The 23,890-nt window shown below is 61.9% G+C and carries 19 protein-coding genes; 6 read left to right on the forward strand and 13 right to left on the reverse strand.

The annotated features are described in order from the left end of the window. Window positions 1–35: 35 nt before the first annotated feature. Complete coding sequence (locus ABD806_RS04450) at window positions 36–692, forward strand: Bax inhibitor-1/YccA family protein (RefSeq protein WP_344955113.1); 657 nt, start codon at window positions 36–38, stop codon at window positions 690–692. A gap of 571 nt (window positions 693–1,263) precedes the next feature. On the opposite strand, the gene ABD806_RS04455 is transcribed toward ABD806_RS04450, so the two are convergent. From ABD806_RS04455 to ABD806_RS04480, 5 genes are all read right to left on the reverse strand, one after another. Next, on the reverse strand, window positions 1,264–1,614 hold the full coding sequence (locus tag ABD806_RS04455; RefSeq protein ID WP_344955115.1) for a cupin domain-containing protein: 351 nt from the start codon (window positions 1,612–1,614) through the stop codon (window positions 1,264–1,266). Then, window positions 1,611–2,927 (reverse strand): NAD(P)/FAD-dependent oxidoreductase, encoded by a 1,317-nt coding sequence (locus tag ABD806_RS04460; RefSeq protein WP_344955117.1) that lies wholly within the window; start codon window positions 2,925–2,927, stop codon window positions 1,611–1,613. Before ABD806_RS04460 ends, ABD806_RS04455 begins: the two co-directional genes overlap by 4 nt. Before the next feature lie 10 nt (window positions 2,928–2,937). Further along, on the reverse strand, window positions 2,938–4,311 hold the full coding sequence (locus tag ABD806_RS04465; RefSeq protein ID WP_425583070.1) for an FAD-dependent oxidoreductase: 1,374 nt from the start codon (window positions 4,309–4,311) through the stop codon (window positions 2,938–2,940). Between the two features lie 96 nt (window positions 4,312–4,407). Next, complete coding sequence (locus tag ABD806_RS04475; protein WP_344955119.1) at window positions 4,408–5,835, reverse strand: aldehyde dehydrogenase family protein; 1,428 nt, start codon at window positions 5,833–5,835, stop codon at window positions 4,408–4,410. A gap of 3 nt (window positions 5,836–5,838) precedes the next feature. Beyond that, on the reverse strand, window positions 5,839–7,035 hold the full coding sequence (locus ABD806_RS04480) for an aromatic ring-hydroxylating oxygenase subunit alpha (RefSeq protein WP_344955121.1): 1,197 nt from the start codon (window positions 7,033–7,035) through the stop codon (window positions 5,839–5,841). Window positions 7,036–7,359: 324 nt separating this feature from the next. On the opposite strand from ABD806_RS04480, the gene ABD806_RS04485 reads away from it, so the two are divergent. Next, on the forward strand, window positions 7,360–9,081 hold the full coding sequence (locus ABD806_RS04485) for a BCCT family transporter (RefSeq protein ID WP_344955123.1): 1,722 nt from the start codon (window positions 7,360–7,362) through the stop codon (window positions 9,079–9,081). A 73-nt stretch (window positions 9,082–9,154) separates the two neighbouring features. Here ABD806_RS04485 and gcvA read toward each other — a convergent pair whose 3' ends face one another. After that, on the reverse strand, window positions 9,155–10,081 hold the full coding sequence (gcvA, locus tag ABD806_RS04490) for a transcriptional regulator GcvA (protein ID WP_344955125.1): 927 nt from the start codon (window positions 10,079–10,081) through the stop codon (window positions 9,155–9,157). A gap of 151 nt (window positions 10,082–10,232) precedes the next feature. Here gcvA and ABD806_RS04495 point away from each other — a divergent pair, with 151 nt between their 5' ends. Together ABD806_RS04495 and ABD806_RS04500 are read left to right on the forward strand one after the other, a co-directional pair. Continuing rightward, window positions 10,233–12,479: an FUSC family membrane protein gene (locus tag ABD806_RS04495; protein WP_344955127.1), complete on the forward strand. Its 2,247-nt coding sequence runs from the start codon at window positions 10,233–10,235 to the stop codon at window positions 12,477–12,479. Window positions 12,480–12,490: 11 nt separating this feature from the next. Continuing rightward, a complete protein-coding gene (locus ABD806_RS04500) occupies window positions 12,491–12,820 on the forward strand; it encodes a TusE/DsrC/DsvC family sulfur relay protein (protein WP_344955129.1) in 330 nt (109 codons plus the stop codon). A gap of 77 nt (window positions 12,821–12,897) precedes the next feature. Here ABD806_RS04500 and dedD read toward each other — a convergent pair whose 3' ends face one another. The 6 genes from dedD to ABD806_RS04530 form a co-directional block, all read right to left on the reverse strand. Further along, window positions 12,898–13,647 (reverse strand): cell division protein DedD, encoded by a 750-nt coding sequence (gene dedD / locus ABD806_RS04505; protein WP_344955131.1) that lies wholly within the window; start codon window positions 13,645–13,647, stop codon window positions 12,898–12,900. A 9-nt stretch (window positions 13,648–13,656) separates the two neighbouring features. Then, window positions 13,657–14,901 carry a bifunctional tetrahydrofolate synthase/dihydrofolate synthase gene (gene folC / locus ABD806_RS04510; protein ID WP_344955133.1) on the reverse strand — a complete coding sequence of 415 codons (1,245 nt, stop codon included), beginning with the start codon at window positions 14,899–14,901 and terminating at the stop codon, window positions 13,657–13,659. Continuing rightward, window positions 14,901–15,764, reverse strand: a complete 864-nt coding sequence (gene accD, locus ABD806_RS04515) for an acetyl-CoA carboxylase, carboxyltransferase subunit beta (RefSeq protein ID WP_344955135.1) — start codon at window positions 15,762–15,764, stop codon at window positions 14,901–14,903. The genes folC and accD overlap by 1 nt, the downstream gene beginning before the upstream one ends. A 294-nt stretch (window positions 15,765–16,058) precedes the next feature. After that, entirely contained in the window at window positions 16,059–16,850 is a 792-nt protein-coding gene (gene truA, locus ABD806_RS04520) for a tRNA pseudouridine(38-40) synthase TruA (protein WP_344955138.1), read from the reverse strand. Between the two features lie 53 nt (window positions 16,851–16,903). Next, window positions 16,904–18,280 (reverse strand): FimV/HubP family polar landmark protein, encoded by a 1,377-nt coding sequence (locus ABD806_RS04525; protein WP_344955140.1) that lies wholly within the window; start codon window positions 18,278–18,280, stop codon window positions 16,904–16,906. 18 nt (window positions 18,281–18,298) lie between these two features. Continuing rightward, on the reverse strand, window positions 18,299–19,414 hold the full coding sequence (locus tag ABD806_RS04530; protein ID WP_344955141.1) for a 4-phosphoerythronate dehydrogenase: 1,116 nt from the start codon (window positions 19,412–19,414) through the stop codon (window positions 18,299–18,301). 117 nt (window positions 19,415–19,531) lie between these two features. Here ABD806_RS04530 and ABD806_RS04535 point away from each other — a divergent pair, with 117 nt between their 5' ends. Further along, the gene (locus tag ABD806_RS04535; RefSeq protein WP_344955144.1) at window positions 19,532–20,290 is read left to right on the forward strand and encodes a phosphatase PAP2 family protein; all 759 of its coding nucleotides are present in this window, start codon (window positions 19,532–19,534) and stop codon (window positions 20,288–20,290) included. 131 nt (window positions 20,291–20,421) lie between these two features. On the opposite strand, the gene fabB is transcribed toward ABD806_RS04535, so the two are convergent. Further along, the gene (fabB, locus tag ABD806_RS04540) at window positions 20,422–21,636 is read right to left on the reverse strand and encodes a beta-ketoacyl-ACP synthase I (RefSeq protein WP_344955146.1); all 1,215 of its coding nucleotides are present in this window, start codon (window positions 21,634–21,636) and stop codon (window positions 20,422–20,424) included. 105 nt (window positions 21,637–21,741) lie between these two features. Between fabB and mnmC the strand changes: the two genes are divergently transcribed. Continuing rightward, complete coding sequence (mnmC, locus tag ABD806_RS04545; RefSeq protein ID WP_344955148.1) at window positions 21,742–23,730, forward strand: bifunctional tRNA (5-methylaminomethyl-2-thiouridine)(34)-methyltransferase MnmC2/FAD-dependent 5-carboxymethylaminomethyl-2-thiouridine(34) oxidoreductase MnmC1; 1,989 nt, start codon at window positions 21,742–21,744, stop codon at window positions 23,728–23,730. Window positions 23,731–23,890: the final 160 nt, after the last annotated feature.

Here is a 23,890-nt window from a genome sequence, read left to right on the forward strand (position 1 = left end):
TTGACCTTATAACCTGGCATACGGGAGTCAACAACATGCAATTCAACACCCTATCGCGCACCCAGACGGCGGTACAGTCAACCAACAAGGTACTGCGCAATACCTATATGCTGCTGGGCATGACCCTGGTGGTCGCTTCGCTGTCCGCCGGCGTCAGCGCCATGCTGGCCCTTCCTCATCCGGGACTGATCATCACCCTGGTGGGTTTTTACGGCCTGATGTTCCTGACCGAAAAAAACAAAAACAGCGGCCTGGGTCTGTTGTTTATCTTCGCCTTTACCGCTTTTACCGGTTACACCATAGGCCCCATCCTCAACCTGTATCTGAGTACCAGCTCAGGTACTGAAACCGTGATGCTGGCGCTGGCCGGTACCGCGCTCACCTTCCTGTCGCTGTCCGCCTACGTGCTGACCACCAAGAAAGACATGTCATTCCTGGGCGGCATGATGATGGCCGGCTTCGTGGTGATCATCGTCGCCTTTATCGCCAACCTGTTCCTGCAGTTGCCGGCCCTGAGCCTGGCAATGAGCGCCATGTTCATCCTGTTCTCCTCCGGCGCCATCCTGATGCAGACCAGTGCCATCATCCATGGCGGCGAGCGCAACTATATCTCCGCCACCATCACCCTCTATGTCTCTATCTTCAATATCTTCCTGAGCCTGCTGCACCTGCTGGGCTTCAGCCGGGATTAATCACCGGCACGTATTCCCAAAGCCCCGCAAGGGGCTTTTTTATAGTTACTGCATATTCCCCCAACCTTCCTTGCTTTATCCATGATGCCCCTGCTCCGTTTCGCTAACCACAGCCGCCACCTGGTCTTTTGGTCATAGATCGTCGGTATTCCCAACAAAGCGAAGCTCCAGCAGGGCTGCCTTCGAGTGTCTCCATCGTCGCCTGACGGACATGCCCTGGCAACCCGGTGGTAAGCGAGGGGGCCAAAGGGCCGGCTCCGCCGACTCGCCATGAATCCCTCCCTGGAGGCTCAGCCGCGCCATCCTTGGCGCGGATGGTCGGCTGAGCCGATCCCTTTGTCCTCCTTGAAGCTTCGGCGTCGCCTGTCTGTTATGCCAACAGCTCACTCGGGCGTCAAGAAGCAGGCTATGCTGACGATTTGTGGCCAAGAGACAGGCGAATGGCTTAAGGCTACCGGGACAGTGACTATTGCTTCCTGAAGATAAAAGCGGCCTTTCCCCGGTAAAGTGCGATGAACCCAAAAAAGCCGGCACAAGGCCGGCAAAAGTACTGCTGTTGGACTGGATACAGTCAGCTCAGACCATGCAGCTCCTTCCAGTTGCCCGGATGAACCACATAACCAAAGAGGGCATGACCGCCGTAGATCAGCTCGGTCCCTTCCGGGATCCACAGCATCTGGCCGGGACGGACTTCATGTTTCTTGCCGTTGGCGGTCAGTTCGAAGCAACCTTCGATAACGAAGACCACTTCATCGTACAGCAGGGTCCAGGCAACCTCGGCCCCTTCCCAACGGGCGAAGCCTACCCCGATATTCGGTGACACCTCGGGGCTCAGCGCCCGGGCCACATAGGCGGCTCCGGGGGGACCACCACGTACCGTAAAATCCAGTTCTTTGCTGTCGATTAATCTTACTTCACTCATATTTCGCTCCGGCTCTGCCATTTGGCCAGCATGATACGGCTCTTTACCCCCAACCCCAGAAAGGGCTCGGGCGGGTTCAAGCTGGGCATGCCGGTGACCTGCCGGATATCCTGCAGTTGCCGGGAGTCAGCCCCCACCGCCAAATCGGCCAGCAGGGTGCCGGAGATGGTGCCCCAGGCGGCCCCTACCCCGTTGTCACAGGCACTGGCATAGACGCCGTCCTCCAGCTGCCCGAAGAAGTTGGTAAAGTTGCGGGAGATAGCATAGACCCCGCCCCAGGTATGGGTAAAGGGCACCTGAGCCAGCTCCGGATAACGGGCGACGAAGGCCCTGCGATGATCGGCCCGGATCTTCTTACGCACACTCTCATCAACATTGGCGCCGTATTTGGGCACATGCTTGTAGGTGTTACGGATCAACAGCCGCCGGTCGGCGGTCATGCGCACCGTAGTGCCCGCATGATCCGCCGGGGTCAGGCCCCAGTCCAGCTGACCTCCGTAACGGACCAGCTCATCATCGGTCAACGGACGGGTCCAGCTGGCGAAGGTCATCACCGGCAACAGGCGGTTCTTCAGATAACCGAACTCGCGGGTGAAGATGCTGGTGCCCAGCAGCAGCTGAGGGGTATGGATGGTGCCCATGTCCCCCTGCAGCCGCCACATGCCGCCTTCCCGGGTCAGGGTACGGATCGGCGATTGCTCCAGCAACTCGACGTTGTCCGGCAGATGCTCGGCCATACCGCGCACCAGGGCGGCGGGCTGCATCAGGTAGCAGCCGGGGGTATAGATGGCCCGGTTGTAATAGTCGGTGCCCAGCACCCCGGCCAGCTCGTTTTTTTCCACCCGGCGGTAGGGTTCACCCAAGTCTTTCATCAGGTGTTCGAAGTGATCGAGGAAGGCCTCCCCCCGCTCACCGACGGCACCCTGATACTTGCCCGCATGAGACCACTGGCAGTCGATACCGTGTTTTTCCACCAGTCCCTGTAACTGGGCGATGGCGGCCCGGTTCAGGCCCAGCAGCTTCTGTTTATGGGCCGGATCCGGATGCTCCAAGGCAAACTTATGGGGCAGGTCGATCACAAAGCCCGAGTTGCGCCCCGAGGCGCCATAGCCCACCCGCTGCGCATCCACCAGCAGGATGCAAGCATTGGGCTTGTGTTCGGCCAGTCGCCTGGCCGCGGCCAGACCGGCGAAACCGGCACCGAGCACCACATAATCGGCATTGTGCTCGCCGCTCAGCACCCGGGCGGAGGTGGGCACCGGCAGGGCCTGATACCATCCGCAGCTATTATCATCTAAGGGTAAGGCTGTCATCTTTTATTCCTTAAGCTGCGTTCTGTTGTAAATTGAGCCGTGCCAGCCAGGCGCTTCTCTGCCCCTGCAGCTGGCTGCCAAGCAGGGCAAAGCCTTTCAGCTCACCGTCTACACCGTAAAAACCGGCGGCCAGCTCGGTGCCATGCACCTCGGTGCGCCATTCCCCTGCTCCCGTCGCCGGCAACACCGACAAGGGCAACACCGGGGTCTTGACCAGTACCGGCGTGGCCTTCAGGGCCGCCGCCGTGGTATGACCCAGCAGACTCTTGACCAGGGCCGGAATCGCCTGGTTGATGGGCGCGATATAGGGCGCCCACTGACCTTCCACCTCGGCACAGTCACCCAAGGCGAAGATATGCGGGTCCGAACTCTGGTGACTGGCATCGACACTGATGCCACGGCCGGTCGCCAGTCCGGCCGCCTGGGCAAGCCCGGCATTGGGCCGCAGGCCCACCGCGCTCAGCACCAGGTCGGCGTCCAGCGTGCGGCCGCTCTGCAGCTGCAGGCGGTAGCCCTCACCCTGGCTGTCTATCCGGTCGATGCTGTCCTGCAGGGCCCAGTCTACGCCCAAGCCGCTCAGGGCACGCTGCAATGCCTGTCCCAGGGGTTGCGGGATCAATCGTTCCATCGGCCATTGCCCCAGGCCAACCACAGTCACCTCGACTCCCTGGGCCGCCAGATCGTTGGCAAATTCGCAGCCGATCAGGCCGTCACCCAGGATAGTCACGTGTTTTTTGCCGGCCAGCTGTTGGCGGAACCGGCGGTAATCGACCAGGTCATTGACGCTGATCATAGCCCCCTGCTCGCCTTCAACCGGAATGACGATGGGGGATGCCCCGGTCGCCAGTACCAGGCGGCCATAGGGGTAGCTGCCGATGTTGGTGTGCAGCAGCTTGTTTTCCCGGTCGATATGCTCAACCCGGGTATGGGGATAGACCCGCACCTTGAGCCGCTGCTCCCAGGCCAGCGCCGTTTCGCTGACCAGGCTGTCGCCGTCCTTGCCCAGGGCCAGGGCGTTGGACAACGCCGGCTTGCTGTACAGGGCGCCGTCATCGGCGGTAAACAGGGTAATGGGCAAGTCGGGAGACTGGGCGCGCAACGCCGCCGCCAGCTGATAACCGCCATGACCGGTACCGATGATCACCACCGGCTCGGGGGCTGTCTCGGCAACCGGGGTGCTGACCTCGGCGACCGCCGCCAGCGGGGCCGGCTCTTCGTCGGTGATCTCCATCATCTCGAAGTCGGCCTTGCCCACCAGGCAGTCGGGGCACACCCAGTCATCCGGCACGTCTTCCCAGGCGGTACCCGGGGCAATGCCGTCGGCAGGCCAGCCCTTGGCTTCGTCATAGATCAGTCCGCAGATGATGCATAACCACTTTTTCATCTTGTTCTCCCCACTACCCTGTTACTGCTTTGCTTCAAGCCGGTGATGGTCAGTCTCAAGCCGACTGGCCACCTCCGGCCCTTTCACTGGTTGGTATCAGCCCTGGCGCAGGCGAATGCCGATATTGCGGGTCTGGACATAGCTGTAAATCGCTTCCTGTCCTTTCTCGCGACCAAAGCCCGACAGGCCCACGCCGCCAAACGGCGTCTCGATGCCACCGGCAAACCACTCGTTGATGAACACCTGGCCGCCGCGCAGCCGGTTGGCCATACGCAGGGTCTGGCTCAGGCCTTCGCCGAACACCCCGGCGACCAAGCCGAAATCGGTGCCGTTAGCCAGTTCGATGGCGTCGTCTTCGCTGTCGAAGGGCATGATCACTAGCACGGGACCAAACACTTCCTCCCGGGCAATGGTCATCTCGGGGGTCGCTTCGATCACGGTCGGCGCCACAAAGTAGCCGGACAAGTCAGGCGCCACGCCGCCGGTGAGGATCTGGGCGCCCTCGGCCCGGGCCTGCTCGATCATCGCCAGCACCCGCTGCTGCTGATCCTTGGAAACCACAGGGGTCAGATCCGGGTTGCCTTCGCCCTGACCAATGGTCAGGCCTTCGGCCAGGGCAACCACCGCCGCCTTCACTTCTTCGTAGCGGTCACGCTGCACCAGCAGACGGGACATGGCCGAACATACCTGGCCGGCATTGAAGAAGATGCCGACTTTCACACTGGCCAGCAGGGTATCCAGGTCCACGTCCTTGAGGGCGATGGCCGCGGACTTGCCGCCCAGCTCCATCACCGACGGGGTGGCGCGCTCGGCCGCATCCCTGAGGATGCGCTGGCCGGTCGGTACCGAACCGGTAAACACTATCTGGTTGGTGTCCTGATGCTTGACTAGGTGGCTGCCCACCTCCGAGCCCTTGCCGCACAACAGGTTGACCGCCCCCTGGGGGAAGCCAGCCTGCTCGATGGCCTTGACCAGCAGGGTCATGGCCAGCGGTGAAATTTCCGGAGACTTGATCACCACCGCATTGCCGGCCGCCAGGGCCGGGGCCAGGGAGCGGGCACAGATGGATACCGGGAAGTTCCAGGGCACAATCTGCACCGACACCCCGAACGGCACATACTGGGTGAAGTCCACATAGTCCTTGCCGAGCGGTACCGAGATGCCTTCAATCTTGTCGGCCATGCCCGCGTAGTATTCGAAATAGCGGGCCGCTTCCAGAAATTCATCCCGGGCGTCATTCAGGCTCTTGCCGTTTTCCCGGCAACCGACCAGGCCGCCCTCGTCGGCGATGGCGCGGATGGCATCGGCGGACTTCAGCAGCCAGCGGGTGCGCTGGGCCGGACGGACATCGCTCAGGGCGCCGCTTTCCACACAACGGCGGGCCGCGGCCATCGCCAGATCCGCATCCTCGATGCTAGCCTGGGCGATGGTGGCGTAGGCTTCACCGGTGCCCGGATTCATGACTGTAAGTTGGCGGGATGCATCCCGCCACTGACCATCGATATAGTTCTGATAATGCTGCATTGATTACGCCTCCAGCGCCGCTTTTACCTGGTTGGCCAGCCACTTCTGGAAGAAGTGGGTCGGCAGGTCCATCTCGGGAGAGAACACGCCACCGCCGAATCCGGGGGAGTGACGGCCTTTCTGCATGCCTTCCACGGCACCGATGTCTTCACCGAACACCACGCGCCAGGATTCCAGGGTGGCGGTACGGCAGGCGGCGTATTCGTCTTTGGTCGCTTCATCGCCCACATAGTAGAGGCGCAGGTTTTCGACGGTCTTTTCCGCATGGATCGGATCGATCATCATGGCGAAGGCGTGATCCGCCTGGATGCCCAGCAGCACGTTGGGGAACAGGGCCACGTATTCCGCATGACGCAACTTTTCTTCCGGCCAGCTCGGGAACTTGGGCAGGTGGGTACCGGCGGTGTCGGACAGGTTGTATTTGTAACTGCCCTGTCCGGCGAATCGCTCCTCGAACATGATGTTGTAGTGGTCTTCCAGCTTGGAATAGGTGTTCAGAGCCGGGTGCACCCAGGGCAGGTGGTAGGCTTCGCAGTAGTTTTCCACGGTCAGCTTCCAGTTGCTGGCCACTTCGATTTCCAGGTGGCCGCCCATGTTGGCCCGGCGCAGCAGGCCCAGGCCGTCTTCGCCCAGGAACTCTTTCCAACGGGTTTCCAGGGGCGCGATATGCTCTTCGAAGGGGGCGGCATCGCCGGACAGGTTGACGAACACCATGTCCATCCATACCGCGGAACGCAGGGCCTTGAGGCCGTGCTTTTCGCACTTGAAGCGATCATCCTTGTGCTTGGCGATGCCGCCCACATGGGGGGTGCCCTTGAGGTTGCCGTTCAGATCATAGGTCCAGGAGTGGTAGGGGCAGCGGATCATGCCCTGCACTTCGCCAGCCTCGTGCACCAGCTGCATGCCCCGGTGGCTGCAGACATTGTGGAATACCTGCACTTCCCCGTCCTTGTTGCGCATCATCAGCAGAGGCAGATCCATAAAACTGACCGGCTTGACGAAGCCGTTCTTGACCAGGTCGGAAGCAAAGCCGACACAGGTCCAGGTCTTGCCAAGAACTTGATCCCGCTCAAAGGCGAAATATTCCTGGCTGGTATAACACTCGTTAGGCATACCGTTGGCTTCGGTGATCGGGTTTAACACGCTGTCGATCTGCTCGAGCTGCCGGACTGGAATGATGGTCTGATTGACATTGCTCATTGTTATTTCTCCCACTGTGACGCAGTGCTCCCTGCGCTGATGTTGGCAACGGGCACGCGGGGTGCCGATGGGGAGCATTTTCGTTAACACCGAGGTAACAAACAAACGACTTTTTGGCCGGGTATGGATGAGCTTTTGTCATCCATCGCCCCCGCTCTCAGCTGTATCCTTGTGAATCCAGCGACTGGTTCTGCGACCCACGCATTACCAGTGCTCACTCATGGATGAGAAAAAATCAGTTGAGCCAGACCCCGCATGACCCTAACCTCTCGCCGTTAACAAGTGATTAACCATATATGCGTGCGACGCAGAGGGAGGAGTTATATGCGTGCAACATCCGGGATTCTAAAAGGATTGAATCCGACCGTGACCATCGCATCCAAGGTGCTGGTCATCGGTTTTGTCTTGTTTTGCGCCATTCTGGCCAACCAGGCCGGGCAATATTTTGAAACCGTATCCGGCATACTGTTGCAGAATATGAAGTGGTTTTACCTGGGATTGGTCAGCCTGGTGGTCGGCTTTTTGCTGTACCTGATGGTCAGCCGCTTCGGCCATATCCGCCTGGGCAAGGACAATGAAAAGCCCGAATTCAGTTACCTGTCGTGGGTCGCCATGCTGTTTTCCGGCGGCATGGGCATCGGACTGATCTTCTGGTCGGTGGCCGAGCCCATGTGGCACTACGCCGATAACCCCTTTACCGCAGGGTTAACCAATGAGTCCGCCGCCACCGCCATGCAGCTGGCGTTTTTCCACTGGGGGCTGCACCCCTGGTCGGTATTTATCATCGTCGCCCTGGCGCTGGCCTATTTTTCCTACCGCAAGGATCTGCCCTTTACCCTGCGTTCAATCCTGTATCCGTTGATTGGTGAACGCATCTATGGCCCAATCGGTCATGCCGTGGATATCCTCACCGTGGCCATCACCGCCTTCGGTATTTCCCAGACCCTGGGGATGGGGGTGATCCAGATCAACACCGGCCTGAACCTGGTGTTCGGCACCACCATCAGCCTAGCTGTACAGCTACTGATCATCGTTATCCTCTGTACCTGTGCCGTGGCCTCGGTGCTGTCCGGTGTCGGCAAGGGCATTCGCCGGCTGTCCGAGTGGAATATGCTACTGTCCTTGGTGCTGGTGCTGATCGTGCTCTACGTCGGCCCGACCCGCTATATCCTCAATACCCTGCTGGAAAGCACCGGCAGCTATACCCAGAACATAGTGGGCATGAGCTTCTGGAGCGATACCCAGAACGATTCCGGCTGGCAGAACTGGTGGACCGCCTACTACTGGCCCTGGTGGATGACCTGGGCCCCCTTCGTCGGCATGTTCGTCGCCCGCATCTCCAAGGGCCGCACCATACGTGAACTGATCGGCGGCGCGCTGATCGTGCCTACCCTGATCACCTTCCTGTGGATGTCGGTATTCGGCGGCGCCGCGCTCAAGGTCGAGCAGGACGCGCGTGTTGCCTATGAGCAGCAGGCCGTGGTGCTCGCCGAGTCCGGCCAGCAGCCGCAGGACGCCTTTACCGGTGGACCTATCCTGGCGGCGACCAAGGCCGATACCACCCAGGCGCTGTTCACCCTGTTCGATAACCTGGACACGGGTGCCATGGGCAAGCTGCTGAGCGTGCTGGCCTGCCTGCTGCTGGGCACCTATTTCATCACCTCGGCCGACTCCGGCACCCTGGTGCTCTGCACCCTGGATGCCGCGGGTGCCAGCGAACCCCCGACCTCGATCCGGGTGCTGTGGGGCATCATGATCGCCCTGATTGCGGGTGTGCTGCTTTACGCCGGGGGCCTCAAGGCGATGCAGACCGCCTCCATCATTGCCGGCTTCCCCATCGCCATCTTTATCGCGGTGATGAGCCTGACCCTGTTCCACAGCATCCGTCGGGAGCCCAAGCCCTGGTCCATGCTGCCCGCCCATGTGCACCCGGAACCGGCCAAGCTGGATGGCCCGGTCAAGCCGTTGGCAGAGGCCACTGCCGAGTCACAGTCCGGCCCGTCACAACAGGCTGACTGGACAGGCGAGCCCCTGCTCGGCAAGTAAGCTGCATCAATACCTTATAAAAGGCCGGGGAATACCCCGGCCTTTCGCGTTATGGCAAACCTGAAAACAGGGCTCAGGTCAGTCCCTTCTCGCCTACCTGCCCCGGCAGCTGTTCCAGCAGCCACTGGCGGAACAGCTTGACGCTGCTCGGCACCACGCCGCGGTTCAAGGGCTCGAGCATGCAGAAATTGGCCGGGGTACGCAGTACCGTGTCCACCGGCCGCACCAGGGCGCCGTTTTCCAGGTACTCGTCCACCAGCGAGCCCCAGGCCAGGGCGATGCCCTGACCATTGATGGCCGCCTGCATCAACATGGGATAATTGTTGATGTTGACCCGGTTACGGGGGCTGGCCGGGGGCAGGCCCACCTGCTCGAACCATTCCTGCCAACTAACCCAGTCCCGCTGGGACTCATCCAGATAGAGCAGCGTCTTGCCAAACAATTCCTCCGGCGTACTCCAGCCCTGGATCCGCTCCAGGTAACTCGGACTGCAGACCGGAAACACCTCTTCCGGAAACAAGGTGGTGATCTTCATCTCGTCCGGCGGTAGCCGGCAGTAAAACAGCGCGATATCACAGTCCAACCGGCGCAGATCCGTGAGCTGATCCGAGGCCAGGATGCGCAGATCCACCTCCTCGTGCTGCTGCTGAAAGCTGGCGACCTTGGGCAGCAGCCAGAGGGCGGCCATGGCATTGGTGGTCGCTACCGTCACCTGCTGTTCCCCCTGCCATTTCTTGATTTCCCCGGTGGCCTGAGCCATGTCCATCAGCGCCCGGTAGATGGTCTGATAATACTGCAGTCCGGTCGGAGTCAGGTTGATGCTGCGGCTGGCGCGGACAAACATCGGCTTGCCCAGGTACTCCTCGAGCTGACGGATCTGCCGGCTGATAGCACCCTGGGTCACATTGAGTTCGCTGGCGGCCAGGGTAAAACTGAGATGGCGGGCCGCCGCCTCGAAGGCCACCAGGCTGTTCAAAGGTGGCAAGGGTTTGATTTTCATCGGAGTTACCCAATATCAATGGTTACCCCTATTGTGAACAAAGGCCACTGATGACACCAGCCCCGCCGCCAATAAAGACCGAATTAGCCGTCGTGTCATCATCCTGCCTTGCGCTATTATCATCACTCTGCATGCCGTATATGAGCCCATGATGCCCAGCCTGCTAACCTGGTTAAGACGAATCCTTACCGACAGCCATTTCTTCTTTGCCCTCAAGGTATTGCTGGCCCTGTCCAGCCTGCTGTTATCCGGCTGGCTGACGGGAGAAATTCAGATTGCCGTCACCCTGGCCCTGGGGGCCATGGCCGCCGCCCTGAGCGAGGTCGACCAGTCCCCCTGGGGCCGCTTTCGTCAATTGCTGGTAAGCCTGGGCTGTTTTTTTACCGCCGTTACCGCCGTCAACCTGTACATAGATCAGCCGCTGCTGTTCGGCCCCCTGCTGGTGTTCGGTACCTTTGTGCTGATGCTGATGGGGGCCTGGGGCGCCTCCGCCCGGGCCCTGGGGTTCGGTACCCTGCTGGTCTCGCTCTACGCCATGCAGGGCCACTTGAACAGCCCCTCCTTCTGGTATCAGCCGCTGTTGCTGACCGCCGGCGCCGTCTGGTACGGCCTCATTTCCTGGCTGGTATTGCTCGCCTGGCCTTATAAACAGGTACACGAGCAGCTAGCCCAGTGCTACTTTGCCCTGTCCCGCTACCTGCTGGAAAAAGCCCGCTTTTTCGAGGCGCCGGAGCAGGAACATCAGCAGCTGCGCCACCAGCTGGCCCAGCTCAATATTCAGCTGGTGGCCGCCCTGGACAACACCAAACTGATGCTTAACCGCCGCCTGCACGGCGCTGAGCCCCAGGACGAAGAACTGAGCCGGCTGCTGGCGCTCTATCTGCTGGTGATGGATATGCACGAACGGGCCACCTCCAGCCACTATTCCTATCAGCAGCTGAAAGTTGAGCTGGAGCAGGGCAATCTGCTGACCGGCTACCAGACCGCCCAATGTGAGCTGGGCGAGGCTTGTTACCGGCTTGGCTATGCCATCCTGACCCACAACCGCTACCGGCACGGCAAGCGCATCGCCTGGATACTGAGCGCGCTCGGCGATCAGCTGGACTACAGCCATCTGCAGCGCCATTACCCCAACGCCCTGCTCAGCCCGATGAAATTTCTGGCCCGCAACATGCTGCATTTGCATCAGGCCTTGTTGCGGGCCGAGCAATTGACCCAGCCTCATCACCCGGCGGTACTGGATTACAGCAGTGACCGTATCGCGCTGGCCCGGGCCGAGCGGCCACCATTCTGGACCCGGTTGAAGGCACTGCTGCACCCCAATGCCATCCTGTTTCGCCATGGGGTCAGGCTCAGCCTGTGCTTTGCCCTGGGCTACGGCCTGATCGCCGGCCTGCAGCTGGAACAGGGCTACTGGATCCTGCTGACCATCCTTTTTGTCTGCCAGCCCAGCTTCAGCGCCACCCGCCAACGGCTGGTACAGCGTACCCTGGGTACCCTGGGCGGTATCCTGGTGGCCATGCCGCTGCTGGCCCTGTTTCCCTCGGTCGGCGCCCAGCTCATCATCATGCTGCTGAGCATCTTCATCTTCTTTACCCAGGTAAAGACCCATTACAGCTGGGCCGTCTGTTTCGTCACCCTGTTTTCGTTGCTGGCCTTCAACCTGCTGGCAGGCAGCGAGGAGCAGGTATTCCTGCCCCGCCTGCTCGATACCCTGGCCGGATGCCTGCTGGCCTTTATCGCAGTCTGGTTTATCTGGCCGGACTGGCAACGGCGTTACCTGCCCAAGCTGATGGCCGACGCCATGGAGGCCAACGCCGACTACCTGGCCGCGATCATCGGCCAATTTGCCCATAGTCGTAGCGAGCAGTTGGATAATCGTATCACCCCTAAGCAGCCTCATCAGGCCGGCATTGACATCGACCAGTTTGCCCATGGTCGTGATGAACAGCTGAGTTACCGTATCGCCCGCAAGCGCGCCCATCAGGCCGACAATCAGCTGGCCCTGGCCTGGCAGAATATCCGGGTCGAGCCGGTGCCCAGGCACTGGCTTAATCTGTGCTTCGACATCGCCTATCGCAACCATGCCCTGCTGTCCTATTTATCGACCCTGGGAGCTCACCGCAGGCATGCCGATGTGCTGCAGGACGCCCAGGTGCTGGTCGAACGGCTGCGGGCGGCGGCACAGGCATTGCGGGATGACCAGGAGCTGGCCGCCTTCACCCCACTGCCCAGTGCGCCGCGCGCCACCGACGATGAATGGGAGATCCTGACCCAGCAATTGCTGGGTCACATCACCCAACTGGTCAATAACCTCTACCTGCTGTCCCGAGGCTTCCAGCAACAGGAGACGTTGTCGCCGGTCCAGGCTGAAGGTAAGATCGGGCAGCAGCAATAACTGGAGTCGATATGTTGGAATTTAACGGCCGTCAGATAGAGACCGATGCCCAGGGTTACCTGAAACGGGTGCAGGACTGGCAGCCAGAGCTGGTTGAGTCACTGGCGGCGGAAGAAGGTATTGTCCTGACCCCCGAACACTGGGAGGTCATCCATTTTGTGCGGGAGTTCTATCTGAAATACCACAGCTCACCGGCCATCCGCGCCCTGGTCAAGGCCATGGCCAAGGAGCTGGGCGAGGAAAAGGGCAACAGCCGTTACCTGTACCGGCTGTTTCCCAAGGGCCCGGCCAAACAGGCCACCAAGCTGGCCGGCCTGCCCAAGCCGGTCAAGTGCATCTAGGCATCACCTAGGCATAAAGAAGGAGGCCACCCGCATCAGCGACTGGCCTCCTTCTCCATTTCCGGGCAGTTGAGGTATCAGGGATAGCTCTGTACCCGCCCCTTCAGGCCGGTCAGCCGTTCCAGGGCCGCCAGCTGCTGCTCGAGCCGGGCCTTGGAGTCGGGACCGACCCACACCCGGTTCAATACCCCCTGCTGGGGCACCGAAGGCGAGGTCTGGGCAGGATAACCTGCCGCCCGCAACTTATTGACCAGATCGTTCACATTTCCCGCATTACGAAATGCCCCCAGCTGCACCACAAAGCTGCCCTGCTGCGGCTGCGACTGGGCCGCCGCCGGTTGCGCCGCGGGCGCCGGGCGGATAATGGGGGCCGGCTTGATCACGGGTGCGGGTTTGGGAACCGGGGCCGGTTTGGGGGCCGGCTGCGCCGCCACCGCGGGAGCCGGCTTGGCAACCGGTTCCGGTTTGGCCGCAGGCTCCGGTTTGGGCGCGGCCTGCACCACCGGCTGGGGTTTAGCGACCGGTGCCGCCGGTGGTGCCTCCTGCGGTTGATCCAGGGTCCAGACTTCAGGCGCGGGCGCGGGCTCGGCCGGGACAACACGACCAGGCTCGGCCGGCTCGACCTGCGGGGCCACCGCCGCCGAAGCGACCGGCAACGGCTGCGTCACCACGGGTTGCGGCGGATCCAGCTCGGGACGCAGGGGAATGGTCACCGCCTCATCCTGGACCAGCTGTTTCTTGCCATCCAACAGATCGGGCAGGAAGATCACGCCCAGGGCAAACAGGATAACGGTGCCAACCAAACGATGCTGAAATTGAGTCGCCAAATGCAGTTCCTACCCGGTTATTTTGTTAGCCAATACATCTGCCACGGTGAAAAACGAGCCGAAGGCGATGACGATATCCTGCTCGCCGCAATCGGCTTCGGCCGCCGCCAGCGCCGCGGCCACCGAATCAAAACACCGCCCCCGGACATGCTTCGCCAGTTCCTCGGCGCCCGCTGCCCTGGGGCCGGCCAGGCTCGCCAGATACCAGTCATCCACCAGCGGCTGCATGGGTGCCAGGGTCGCGGCGATATCCTTGTCTTTGAGCATGCCCACCAACGCCAGGATACGACCTTTCACCCCCAGGCTCTCCAGCCGGGACGCCAGATAGCCGGCCGATTCCGGATTATGGGCCACATCGACCCATAACCGCGGGCTCAGCGGCTGCAAACGCCCGAGCAGCCGCGCCCGGGTGAGCCCGTCGACCACCGCCTGCCGGCCGGGGACGAAGGGTGAACAGGCCAGGGTGGCCAGGGCGGTGGCGGCATTCATCAGCGGCAGGTTGGGCAGCGGCAGATCCGTCAGCTGCAATCCCGGCCCGTCGAAATTCCAACGCTCACCCTGCTGTAGAAAATGGAAGTCGACGCCGACCAACCGCAGGGGCGTACCCAGGATCCGGGCATGATCCAACAGGCTCTGGGGCGGATCAGCTTCACCACAGACCGCCGCCTTCCCGGGCCGGAAGATACCAGACTTTTCCCGGCCGATGGCCTCCCGATCCGTGCCCAGCCAGTCGGTATGATCCAGCGCTATGGTGGTCACCACCGTCTGGTCGGAGGCCACCGCATTGGTGGCGTCGAGCCGGCCGCCCAGGCCCACTTCGAGCAGCACCACCTCGGGTGCGGCATCGCGGAACAACCAGAGCGCGGCCAGGGTGCCGAACTCGAAATAGGTCAGGGCGATGTCGCCGCGCGCGGCCTCTACCTCGGCGAAGGCCGCGCAAAAGCGTTCGGCGGCGGGAAATTGGCCGTTGATCCGCACCCGCTCCCGATAATCGAGCAAATGAGGAGAAGAATAGACTCCGACGCTGTGTCCCGAGGCCTGCAACATGGCTTCCATCAGAGCGCAGGTAGAGCCCTTGCCATTGGTGCCCGCCACCGTGATCACATGGCTCGGTAGGCTGAGCAGGCCCATCCGCCCCGCGACCGCTTCCATCCGGCTCAGGCCCAACTCGATATGGGCCATGTTCAAGCCTTCCAGGTAGACCAGCCAGTCGGCCAGGGAACGGCCCATGGAATCAGCTGACACCTTGCTCATCAGAGTTCGACCGGCTCCAGGTTCATCAGCTTGCCGATCAGCCCGGCGAGGCGATCGCGCATTGCACGGCGGTCGATGATCATGTCGATGGCGCCATGCTCCAGCAGGAACTCACTGCGCTGGAAGCCTTCCGGCAGCTTCTCGCGCACCGTCTGTTCGATCACCCGGGGGCCGGCGAAACCGATCAGCGCCTTGGGCTCACCCACGTTGACATCACCCAGCATCGCCAGGCTGGCGGATACCCCGCCCATGGTAGGATCAGTCAGCACAGAGATAAACGGCAGGCCGGCGGCCGACAGGCGGTTGAGGGCGGCGCTGGTCTTGGCCATCTGCATCAGCGAGAACAGGGCCTCCTGCATGCGGGCCCCCCCGGAGGCGGAAAAACAGATCAGGGCGCGGTTCTCGGCGATACAGGCATCGACCGCCTTGACGAAGCGGGCACCGACCACGGACGCCATGGAGCCCCCCATAAAGGAGAACTCGAAGGCGCAGGCCACGACCGGCAGACCCTTGAGGCTGCCCTTGAGAACCACCATGGCGTCTTTTTCGTTGCTGCTCTTCTGGGCGGCGCTGATCCTGTCCTTGTACTTCTTGGAATCCTTGAACTTGAGCACGTCCTGGGGCTCAAGCTCGGCGCCCAGCTCCTCCCGTCCGTCGTTGTCGAGGAACTTGTCCAGGCGTACGCGGGCGCCGATGCGCATATGGTGATCACACTTGGGGCAGACTTCCAGGTTGCGATCCAGCTCGGCCCGGTACAGCACCTGTTCACAGCTGGTGCATTTGCTCCACACCCCTTCTGGGATATTGTGACGACGGACACCGATATTTTTATTTTTGGGAAGAATCTTCTCAAGCCAACTCATGGAAATCCTTAGCGTTTATGCAAATATATCGCGCAGTTTGGTATTGCCGGCCAACGGCTGTCATGGTCCGCATTAAACCACAGAACTGCGTTCAGGTTGATAAAAAACTGGCGGCGCGGGCACCCAATACCCGTCAGTTAACGGGATGGGTTGGCTTTCGAACCGACCTTCTGCGCCAGGGACGGCGCAGCAGAGCCTCCATGGCGGATTTACGGCGTGTCGGTGGGAAGCCAATTCATCCCGTGTTGCGCTTAACTGACAAGCATTATGTCGCGCACCTGCCATATACCTTGTCTATAAATAGTCGGGCAGCCACAGCGGGCCCGGTACCGTCGCCGGCAGCTCGAAGTGTTCGGGGTAATCGACCGAGACCAGGTACAGCCCGCCGGCCTTGGCGGTCACCCCGGCCAGGTTGCGATCCCGGCCTTCCAGCACTTCCCGCACCCAGCCGGACTCGGCATTGCCCATGCCCACTTCCAGCAGGGTACCGGTAATATTGCGCACCATATGATGCAAGAAGGCATTGGCCTTGATGTCCAGCACCACGTACTCGCCGTAGCGCTTGACGTTCAGATGCATCACGTTGCGGTTGGGGCTCTTGGACTGACATTGTACCGCCCGGAAGGCGCTGAAGTCCCGCTCCCCCAGCAAACACTGACCCGCCTGGTGCATCTTGTCCGCGTCTATCGGCTGGGGGTAGTGGCTGACCCCATGGCCATGGATGGCCGGCCGCATCTTGTGATTGAAAATAATATAGCGATAACGACGGGCGCTGGCGCTGAAGCGTGCATGAAAATCGTCGCCGACCGGTTTGACCCAGCGCACGGCGATGCCGGCCGGCAGGTTGGCATTCATCCCCAGGGTCCAGGCGCCCGGCTGGCGGCTGGCATGGGTATCGAAATGCACCACCTGGCCGGTGCCATGGACGCCGGCATCGGTACGGCCGGCGCACTGCACCTCCACCGGGTGATCGGCAATCTTAGAGAGGGCTTTTTCCACCTCTTCCTGGACGCTGGGCACTTCCCGTTGACGCTGCCAACCATAGTAGCGACTACCGTCATACTCTATTCCCAGGGCGATACGCATAATCGAATCCAAGGTCAAAAAATGGCGGCAATTATACCTGTTAAGCCGGGCTTTTACAGGCGCTGCAACAGTTTTTTCGCCTGCTGCCGCTGCTCGGCGTTGCCGCGTTTCAATGCCTGTTTAAGCAGTGCCCGCGCGCCGTCCGCTTCGCCGATCTCGATATAGGCCAGGGCCAGATCCAGCTTGGCGCCGATGCCGCCTTCGTCCAGATCCACGTCCACCTCCTGGTGTCCGAGCACGGCGGCATATTCATCGAGCCCCACCTCCAGCCGGAACTCCTGCTCCTTGTCGGTGAAGCCTGCCGGCGCCGCCTTGCCCCTGGGCTCCACCCGGCCCGGCTCGGGTATGGGCTCGGATACGGCCACCGCGTCTGCCGTTGGCCCGGCAACAGGAGGCACGGAGCGAGGCGGTTCCGGCATTGGCTCGGGCGGCAGGGACGCCGGCTCCCGACTGACCGGCTGGATGTCGTCCAGGGCCGGAACATAGCGGCGGGGGGAGTCCACCAGATTAAGACCGGGACAGGCCGTCCCGCCCGCGGCCGTCTCCTGCTCCTCGGCATGGACCGCCGGCGCCGTCGACGGGAGCCGAATGGTCAAGCGATCCGCAGGCCGGCTGTCCGGGGGCCCGCACGGCATGGCCACAGGCTCCGGCGCTTCCTGCTCGGCATCCGCCTGCAGCCTGCCCCACCGCTTGAACAGCAACAACAGGATCAGCAGTGACGACAGCACCAACAACAGAGCCGACTTATTATCGGTAAAGGCCACCGACCAGCCGGGCTCGTTCACCGGTGGCGCCGCCCGGGACACCTTTAGTTCCTTCACCTCGTCACTGAGCGCGCTGACATGCTGGCGCAGCTGCCGATTAAACTGGTTCAGCTCGGTCAGCTGGGCGTTGGACAACATCAGCTGTTCTCGCAGTTCGTCCAGCAGCCGGCTCTGCAGCTCGTCCTGACGCTGGCCGTCGGCTGGGCCCCACTGCGGCTGAGCCTGGGCCGTCGCATCGGGCGCCACAGCGTCGATGACCAGCCTGGGCGGGACTACCCGGCCCAGACTCAACTGGCGGTACTCGACCTCGGCGGCCCGGGCCGAACGGTCCAGTACCTGCCGCTGGCTGGGCAGCGTCAGGTAGGCATCCCGGAGCAGCCGGTGGATATCGCCGTTTAAAAACGCCTGCGGGTTGAGATGGTAGATGGCCACCACCGTCTGATGCACGGTGGCCGGCGGCAATGTGTACTGTTCGGCGATGGTCCACAGGTTATCGGTACGACCGACCGGGCCATAACGGCTGTCGAGCACCACACTTGCCGCTTCCTCCCCGACAGCACCCGGCTCCGGCTCCACGACCTGCGCCAGGGCGCCGGTACCGAGAGGCGAAGCCAGGTAAACAACGGTACCGGCAGCAAAAGACCATCGTCTGATACGTTTCATCATGTTGCTGCTTCCTAAACGTCAGGTATTGAATCCCAATCCGGCCAGCTGGGTCAGCACCGCCTGATCCGGGTACTCCAGGGTCAGGGAGCCCAGCTCCCTGCGCTCCGGATAGGTTTTACGCAGGCGGTCGAAAAAGTCCGGCTGGCCAAGGGCCGCCCGAAAACGGCGGTCATCGGCATCGATATCGTACACCAGCCGCACCAGACGATTGAACATGTCCTGATCCGGCGCCTGCCCCAGGGTCAGACGGGCGATCGGCGGCGCCGGCAGCAAATGCTCAACCCCCGCGGTGACCGCCCTGCCCCGCCGTTGGCACAGGGCCTGATACAGGGCGAAAGTGCCCCTGGCCTTGCCTTCCAGGCTGTAGCCGGCGATATGGGGCGTGGCTATCAGGGTATGGGGCACCAGCTCGGCCAGCACCGCCGGCTCATGCTCCCAGACATCCATCACCAGGGTCAGGGGAGACGGGCCCTGCTGACGGTCGAGCAGAGCCCGGTTGTCCCACACATCGCCGCGACAGGCATTGACCAACACCTGCTCCGAACCGAGCCCCTCGATGCGCCCCCGATCCAGCAGGTGCCGGGTCGGATAGTCACCACCATGGGTCAGGGGCACATGAAAACTGACGATATCGGCCGTCAGCGCCTGCTCCAGGCTGACAAAATCACCGCCTTCCCGCGCCGCACGGGGCGGATCGCAGAGCTGTACCGCCATGCCCAGGGCGCGGGCACGGGCCGCCACTTCGCACCCGGTATTGCCGGCGCCCACCACCGCCAGCCGCTTTTCAGACAACTGCCAGCCCTTGTGTCCGGCCACCTTCAGCAGCGCCGCCAACAGATAGTCACCGACCGCCACCTTGTTGCAGCCGGGCGCGCTGGCGAAGCCGATCTGCCGCTCGGCCAGGTAGCGGGTGTCGATATGATCACAACCGATGGTGGCGGTGCCGACAAAGGTTAACCCCTGGGCCCTGGCCAGCAGCGCTTCGTCCACCCGGGTGATGGAGCGTACCAGCAGCACGTCGGCCTCGGCTACCTGCGCCGGGCTCATGCTGCGTCCGGGACAGGTCGTCACCTGGGCCCAATCGTCAAACAACTCATGCACATAGGGCATGTTTTCATCGGCCAGCAGCTTCATTATGCTTGTCTCCCTTGGTCAATAGCCGGCATTGTAACCCGTCTCGCCACCGGCTTCAGCTGCCATCAGGATCGGGTTTTGCTAGACTTACCGCCTCCTTGTGATGCGAGTCTGATCATGTTACCGAGAAAATTTGGTCTGCTGTTCCTGATCCTGGTCTTGCCGGTGGCGGTAGCCAGCCTGGGTTACCATTGGCACTGGAACTGGTTTCCGCTGCTCGATCTGGATGAGGCCCCAGCCCTGTTGGCCTATGCCCTGACCCTGACGGTGGGCAAGGCCGGTATCCTGCTCACCCTGGTGCTGCTCTGCCTGCTGACCCTGTTCCGCCGGCACCGAAAACCCCATCAGCTGCTGGTATTTTTCCTCTGCCTGTTTACCGCCCTGGGTGGCGCCTTCGTCACCAAGACGCTGGCCAAGCTCTATTTCAAGGAGCCCAGACCCTATGTGCTCTGGCTGGTCGAGCAGGGCCGCCTGCCCAACACCGACAGCTTCTATGCCAACCGGGAAAGTGTGCGGGAACAATTATTGCGACAGGGCTTGAGCCAGGTGCCGGAGCAGCAGATCCCGGGCTGGCTCAAGCTGCACTGGGGAGAAGAGGTCAACTATTCCTTCCCCTCGGGTCACGCCATTGCCGCCATGACCCTGGCCAGCTTCTTCTGCCTGTTGCTGAGCTGGCGGCAAGGCTCGCGCTGGCTGATCGCAGCACTGGCCACCTGGGCCATCGCCGTGTGCTATTCCCGCCTACTGCTCGGACTGCACTGGCCGGCCGATATCCTGGCCAGCGCCCTGCTCGGCTTTGGCTTCGGCGCCCTGGGGGCCGGCGGCTTTATCGCCTGGTATAACAGGATGGAATTGAAAGCGGGGAATAGGGAATAGGGAATAGGGAGCCCGTTACTCGGCCTTGTGCCGACAAGCACAGCATCCATCTGCATGCGGGGCCGGTCGGCCCACATGTCAAAAAGGGCGCCGAGGCGCCCTTCTTTATTAGTCTTTTAACCGGGCCGACATCAACCCTTGTATTTGCTCAACACCAGGCTGGCATTGGTGCCGCCGAAGCCGAAGCTGTTGGACATCACGGTATCCAGCTCCACTTCCTTGTATTCGGTAACGATCGGCAGCCCCTTGGCTTTCTCGTCCAGCTCGGTGATGTTGATGCTGGGGGCGATAAAGCCGTGTTCCAGCATCAGCAGGGAGTATACCGCCTCGTGCACGCCGGCCGCGCCCAGGGCATGGCCGGTCATCGCCTTGGTGGCGGAGATATAGGGGGCCTTGTCGCCGAACAGGCTGTGGATGGCCTCCAGCTCCTTGACATCACCCACCGGGGTGGAGGTGCCGTGGGTATTGATATACTGCACCTCGTGGGGGGCTGTGGCCATCGCCTGTTTCATGCAGCGTACCGCACCTTCACCCGAGGGGGCGACCATGTCGTAACCGTCGGAGGTGGCGCCGTAGCCGGTAATTTCGGCGTAGATATGGGCACCGCGCTTGAGCGCGTGCTCCAGCTCTTCGACCACCACTATGCCGCCGCCGCCGGAGATAACGAAGCCGTCACGGCCCGCATCATAGGTACGGGAAGCCTGCTCGGGAGTCTCATTGTATTTGCTGGACAGGGCGCCCATGGCATCAAACTGCAGCGCCAGGGTCCAGTCCACTTCTTCGCCGCCACCGGCAAAGACGATGTCCTGCTTACCCAGCTGAATTTGCTCCAGGGCGTTGCCGATACAATGGGCGGAGGTGGCACAGGCGGAGCTGATGGTGTAGTTGACACCCTTGATCTTAAAGGGCGTGGCCAGACAGGCGGAGGTGGTGGACGACATGGTTCTCGGCACCATGTAGGGACCGACCCGACGCACGCCTTTTTCCCGCAGTATGTCGCAGGCTTCGATCTGGTTCTTGGAGGAGGCGCCGCCCGAGCCGACCACCAGGCCGGTACGCTCGTTGGACACCATGCTCTCATCCAGGCCCGCATCTTTGATCGCCTGCTGCATGGAGAGATAGGCGAAGGCGGCCGCATCACCCATAAAGCGCATCACCTTACGGTCGATATGCTCCGCCGGATCCATCTTAACGTTGCCCCATACCTGGCTACGCAGCTTATAGTCGGCAAACTGTTGGGAATAGGTGATACCGGAGCGGCCTGCTTTCAGGGAAGCCAGGACCTCTTCCTTATTGTTACCTATGCTGGAAACCACACCGATCCCGGTAATGACTGCTCTTCTCATGTATCTGTCCCATTGTATCAATTTGGCGCCAATTCTAACCATAAAGCCTGGTCAAACTGGTCCGCTCTCACATAAAATGACCGATTTAACGGCCCTGGAGGTTCAGTGTCCCCCCACATTATTACAACTGCAAGCCTTGACTGGAATGAACAAGGCACGCCAGTGGCCGAAGCCTTCGATGACGTCTACTTTTCCAATGATAATGGCCTGGCCGAAACACGCTATGTTTTTCTCGGCCAGAACGGGCTGCCGGCACGTTTTATCGACCATGACAGGGCCCAGTTCGTGGTCGCCGAGACCGGCTTCGGCACCGGCCTGAATTTTCTCGCCACCTGGCAGGCCTTCCGCCATTATCGCCGGCACCATGCTAATGGTAATACCAAAAGATTGCATTTTATCAGTGTGGAAAAATTTCCCCTGACCAGAACGGACCTGCAAAAAGCCCTGGCCCACTGGCCCGAACTGGCCGAACTCAGCCAGCGGCTGCTGGCCGCCTATCCCCTGCCGATATCAGGTTGCCACCGGCTATGGCTGGATGAAGACACCAGCCTAGACCTGTGGCTGGGGGACGTCGCCGAGCTGCTGCCGCAGATGGAAGCCGGGCTTGCCGGCAAGGTGGACGCCTGGTATCTGGACGGCTTCGCCCCCAGCAAGAATCCCGAAATGTGGACCCCCGCGCTGTTCAGCCAGCTAGCCCGGCTGGCGCGCCCCTGTTCCACCCTGGCCACCTTCACCTCGGCCGGTTTTGTGCGCCGAGGCCTGCTGGCGGCCGGTTTCGAGATGGCCAAGGTCAAGGGCTTCGGCCGCAAGCGGGATATGCTGGCCGGCCGGCGCCGAGTCGACCAACGCCTGCCCTACGCCGGCCCTTGGTACTGGCGCCGGCCCGGCCAGGGTGACAGCACCCTGATCGTCGGGGCCGGCATCGCCGGCGCGGCGCTGGCTCATTCCCTCACCCGCCGCGGCCACCGCGTCACCCTGGTTGAACAGACGGAGCCCGCCAATGGGGCCTCGGGTAACCATCAGGGCGCCATTTATCCGTTATTGAACGGCGACCACGACAGCCTGAGCCGGTTTTATCTGCAGGCCTTCCTCTATGGCCGCCGCGCCCTGCCCCGGCTGGCCGAACAGGCGAACTTTGCCCATGACTGGTGTGGCGTGGTGCAGCTGGCCCATGATGCCAAGAGTTCGGCCAAGATCGACAAGCTGCTGGCCGGACGCTTCCCAAACGAGCTGGTCGAAGAGCTGGCTGCGGATGCCGTAAGCCGGGAAACCGGCCTGGAGGTGGAACTGCCCGGCGTCCGTTATCCCCTCGGCGGCTGGGTCTGTCCCGCCGAACTGACCCGGGCCTTTATTTATGCCGCCGAACAGACCGGACTACTCGACCGCCATTATCATACCCGGGTGACCGGCTTCGAAGTCGCCGGTACCGGCTTTGTGGTCGACACAACCCAAGGACAATACAGAGCCCATAACCTGGTACTGGCCAGCGGCCACCAGCTGACCCAATGGCCACAGACCCGGGAGCTGGCCCTGTATCCGGTCAGGGGACAGGTCAACCACCAGCCCAGCCAGCCGCCCCTGGAGGCGCTCAAGACGGTGGTCTGCTATGACGGCTACCTGACCCCGGCCTGGCGGGGCCGCCACTGTATCGGCGCCAGCTATGGCCGCAACCAGAGCAGTCTGGACTACCGCCCCCAGGAAGAGCGGGACAACCTGAACAAGCTGACCGCGACCCTGCCCGTGCTGCAGGGCCTGAGCCCGGAGGCCGGTGCCGGCCGGGTCGGCATTCGCGCCGCCTGCCGGGATCACCTGCCGCTGGTGGGCGCCGCCGCCAATAAAGCGGCGCAGCTCACGGACTACCAGGGGCTGCATCGGACGCCGGAGCAGCTGGCTCCGCTGGCCGACGATGTGCCCGGGCTCTATGTCTTGTCGGGGCTGGGCTCCCGGGGGCTCTGTTCCGCCCCTCTGCTGGCCGAGGTGCTGGCCGCCCAGCTGCTGGATGAACCCTATCCGTTGGCCAAGGATCTGCTGGCCGCCCTGGCCCCCAACCGCCACTGGGTACGCAAGCTGCTGAAAGGCAAGGCCGTCGACTAAATACTTTCCTTACTGTGCAACAGGGGTCGGGCCCGGACGCAGACACGCCGTGGATTAAGGCCATGCCTGTCGACTCGCTTCCCTGTCTCGTCAGTAGTGATTTCCGTTGTTTAGTCGGCCCCTCGCTATGCCATTAAAAAACAACAATAAATAGTGATAA

It is taken from the genome of Zobellella aerophila, from assembly GCF_039539325.1.
Classification (GTDB): domain Bacteria; phylum Pseudomonadota; class Gammaproteobacteria; order Enterobacterales; family Aeromonadaceae; genus Oceanimonas; species Oceanimonas aerophila.

What these genes read in the sequence shown, in the direction of transcription:
- ABD806_RS04450 (WP_344955113.1), top strand. Translation starts at nt 36, where the DNA reads ATGCAATTCAACACCCTATCGCGCACCCAGACGGCGGTACAGTCAACC.
- ABD806_RS04455 (WP_344955115.1), bottom strand. Translation starts at nt 1,614, where the DNA reads ATGAGTGAAGTAAGATTAATCGACAGCAAAGAACTGGATTTTACGGTA.
- ABD806_RS04460 (WP_344955117.1), bottom strand. Translation starts at nt 2,927, where the DNA reads ATGACAGCCTTACCCTTAGATGATAATAGCTGCGGATGGTATCAGGCC.
- ABD806_RS04465 (WP_425583070.1), bottom strand. Translation starts at nt 4,311, where the DNA reads ATGAAAAAGTGGTTATGCATCATCTGCGGACTGATCTATGACGAAGCC.
- ABD806_RS04475 (WP_344955119.1), bottom strand. Translation starts at nt 5,835, where the DNA reads ATGCAGCATTATCAGAACTATATCGATGGTCAGTGGCGGGATGCATCC.
- ABD806_RS04480 (WP_344955121.1), bottom strand. Translation starts at nt 7,035, where the DNA reads ATGAGCAATGTCAATCAGACCATCATTCCAGTCCGGCAGCTCGAGCAG.
- ABD806_RS04485 (WP_344955123.1), top strand. Translation starts at nt 7,360, where the DNA reads ATGCGTGCAACATCCGGGATTCTAAAAGGATTGAATCCGACCGTGACC.
- gcvA (WP_344955125.1), bottom strand. Translation starts at nt 10,081, where the DNA reads ATGAAAATCAAACCCTTGCCACCTTTGAACAGCCTGGTGGCCTTCGAG.
- ABD806_RS04495 (WP_344955127.1), top strand. Translation starts at nt 10,233, where the DNA reads ATGCCCAGCCTGCTAACCTGGTTAAGACGAATCCTTACCGACAGCCAT.
- ABD806_RS04500 (WP_344955129.1), top strand. Translation starts at nt 12,491, where the DNA reads ATGTTGGAATTTAACGGCCGTCAGATAGAGACCGATGCCCAGGGTTAC.
- folC (WP_344955133.1), bottom strand. Translation starts at nt 14,901, where the DNA reads ATGAGCAAGGTGTCAGCTGATTCCATGGGCCGTTCCCTGGCCGACTGG.
- accD (WP_344955135.1), bottom strand. Translation starts at nt 15,764, where the DNA reads ATGAGTTGGCTTGAGAAGATTCTTCCCAAAAATAAAAATATCGGTGTC.
- truA (WP_344955138.1), bottom strand. Translation starts at nt 16,850, where the DNA reads ATGCGTATCGCCCTGGGAATAGAGTATGACGGTAGTCGCTACTATGGT.
- ABD806_RS04525 (WP_344955140.1), bottom strand. Translation starts at nt 18,280, where the DNA reads ATGATGAAACGTATCAGACGATGGTCTTTTGCTGCCGGTACCGTTGTT.
- ABD806_RS04530 (WP_344955141.1), bottom strand. Translation starts at nt 19,414, where the DNA reads ATGAAGCTGCTGGCCGATGAAAACATGCCCTATGTGCATGAGTTGTTT.
- ABD806_RS04535 (WP_344955144.1), top strand. Translation starts at nt 19,532, where the DNA reads ATGTTACCGAGAAAATTTGGTCTGCTGTTCCTGATCCTGGTCTTGCCG.
- fabB (WP_344955146.1), bottom strand. Translation starts at nt 21,636, where the DNA reads ATGAGAAGAGCAGTCATTACCGGGATCGGTGTGGTTTCCAGCATAGGT.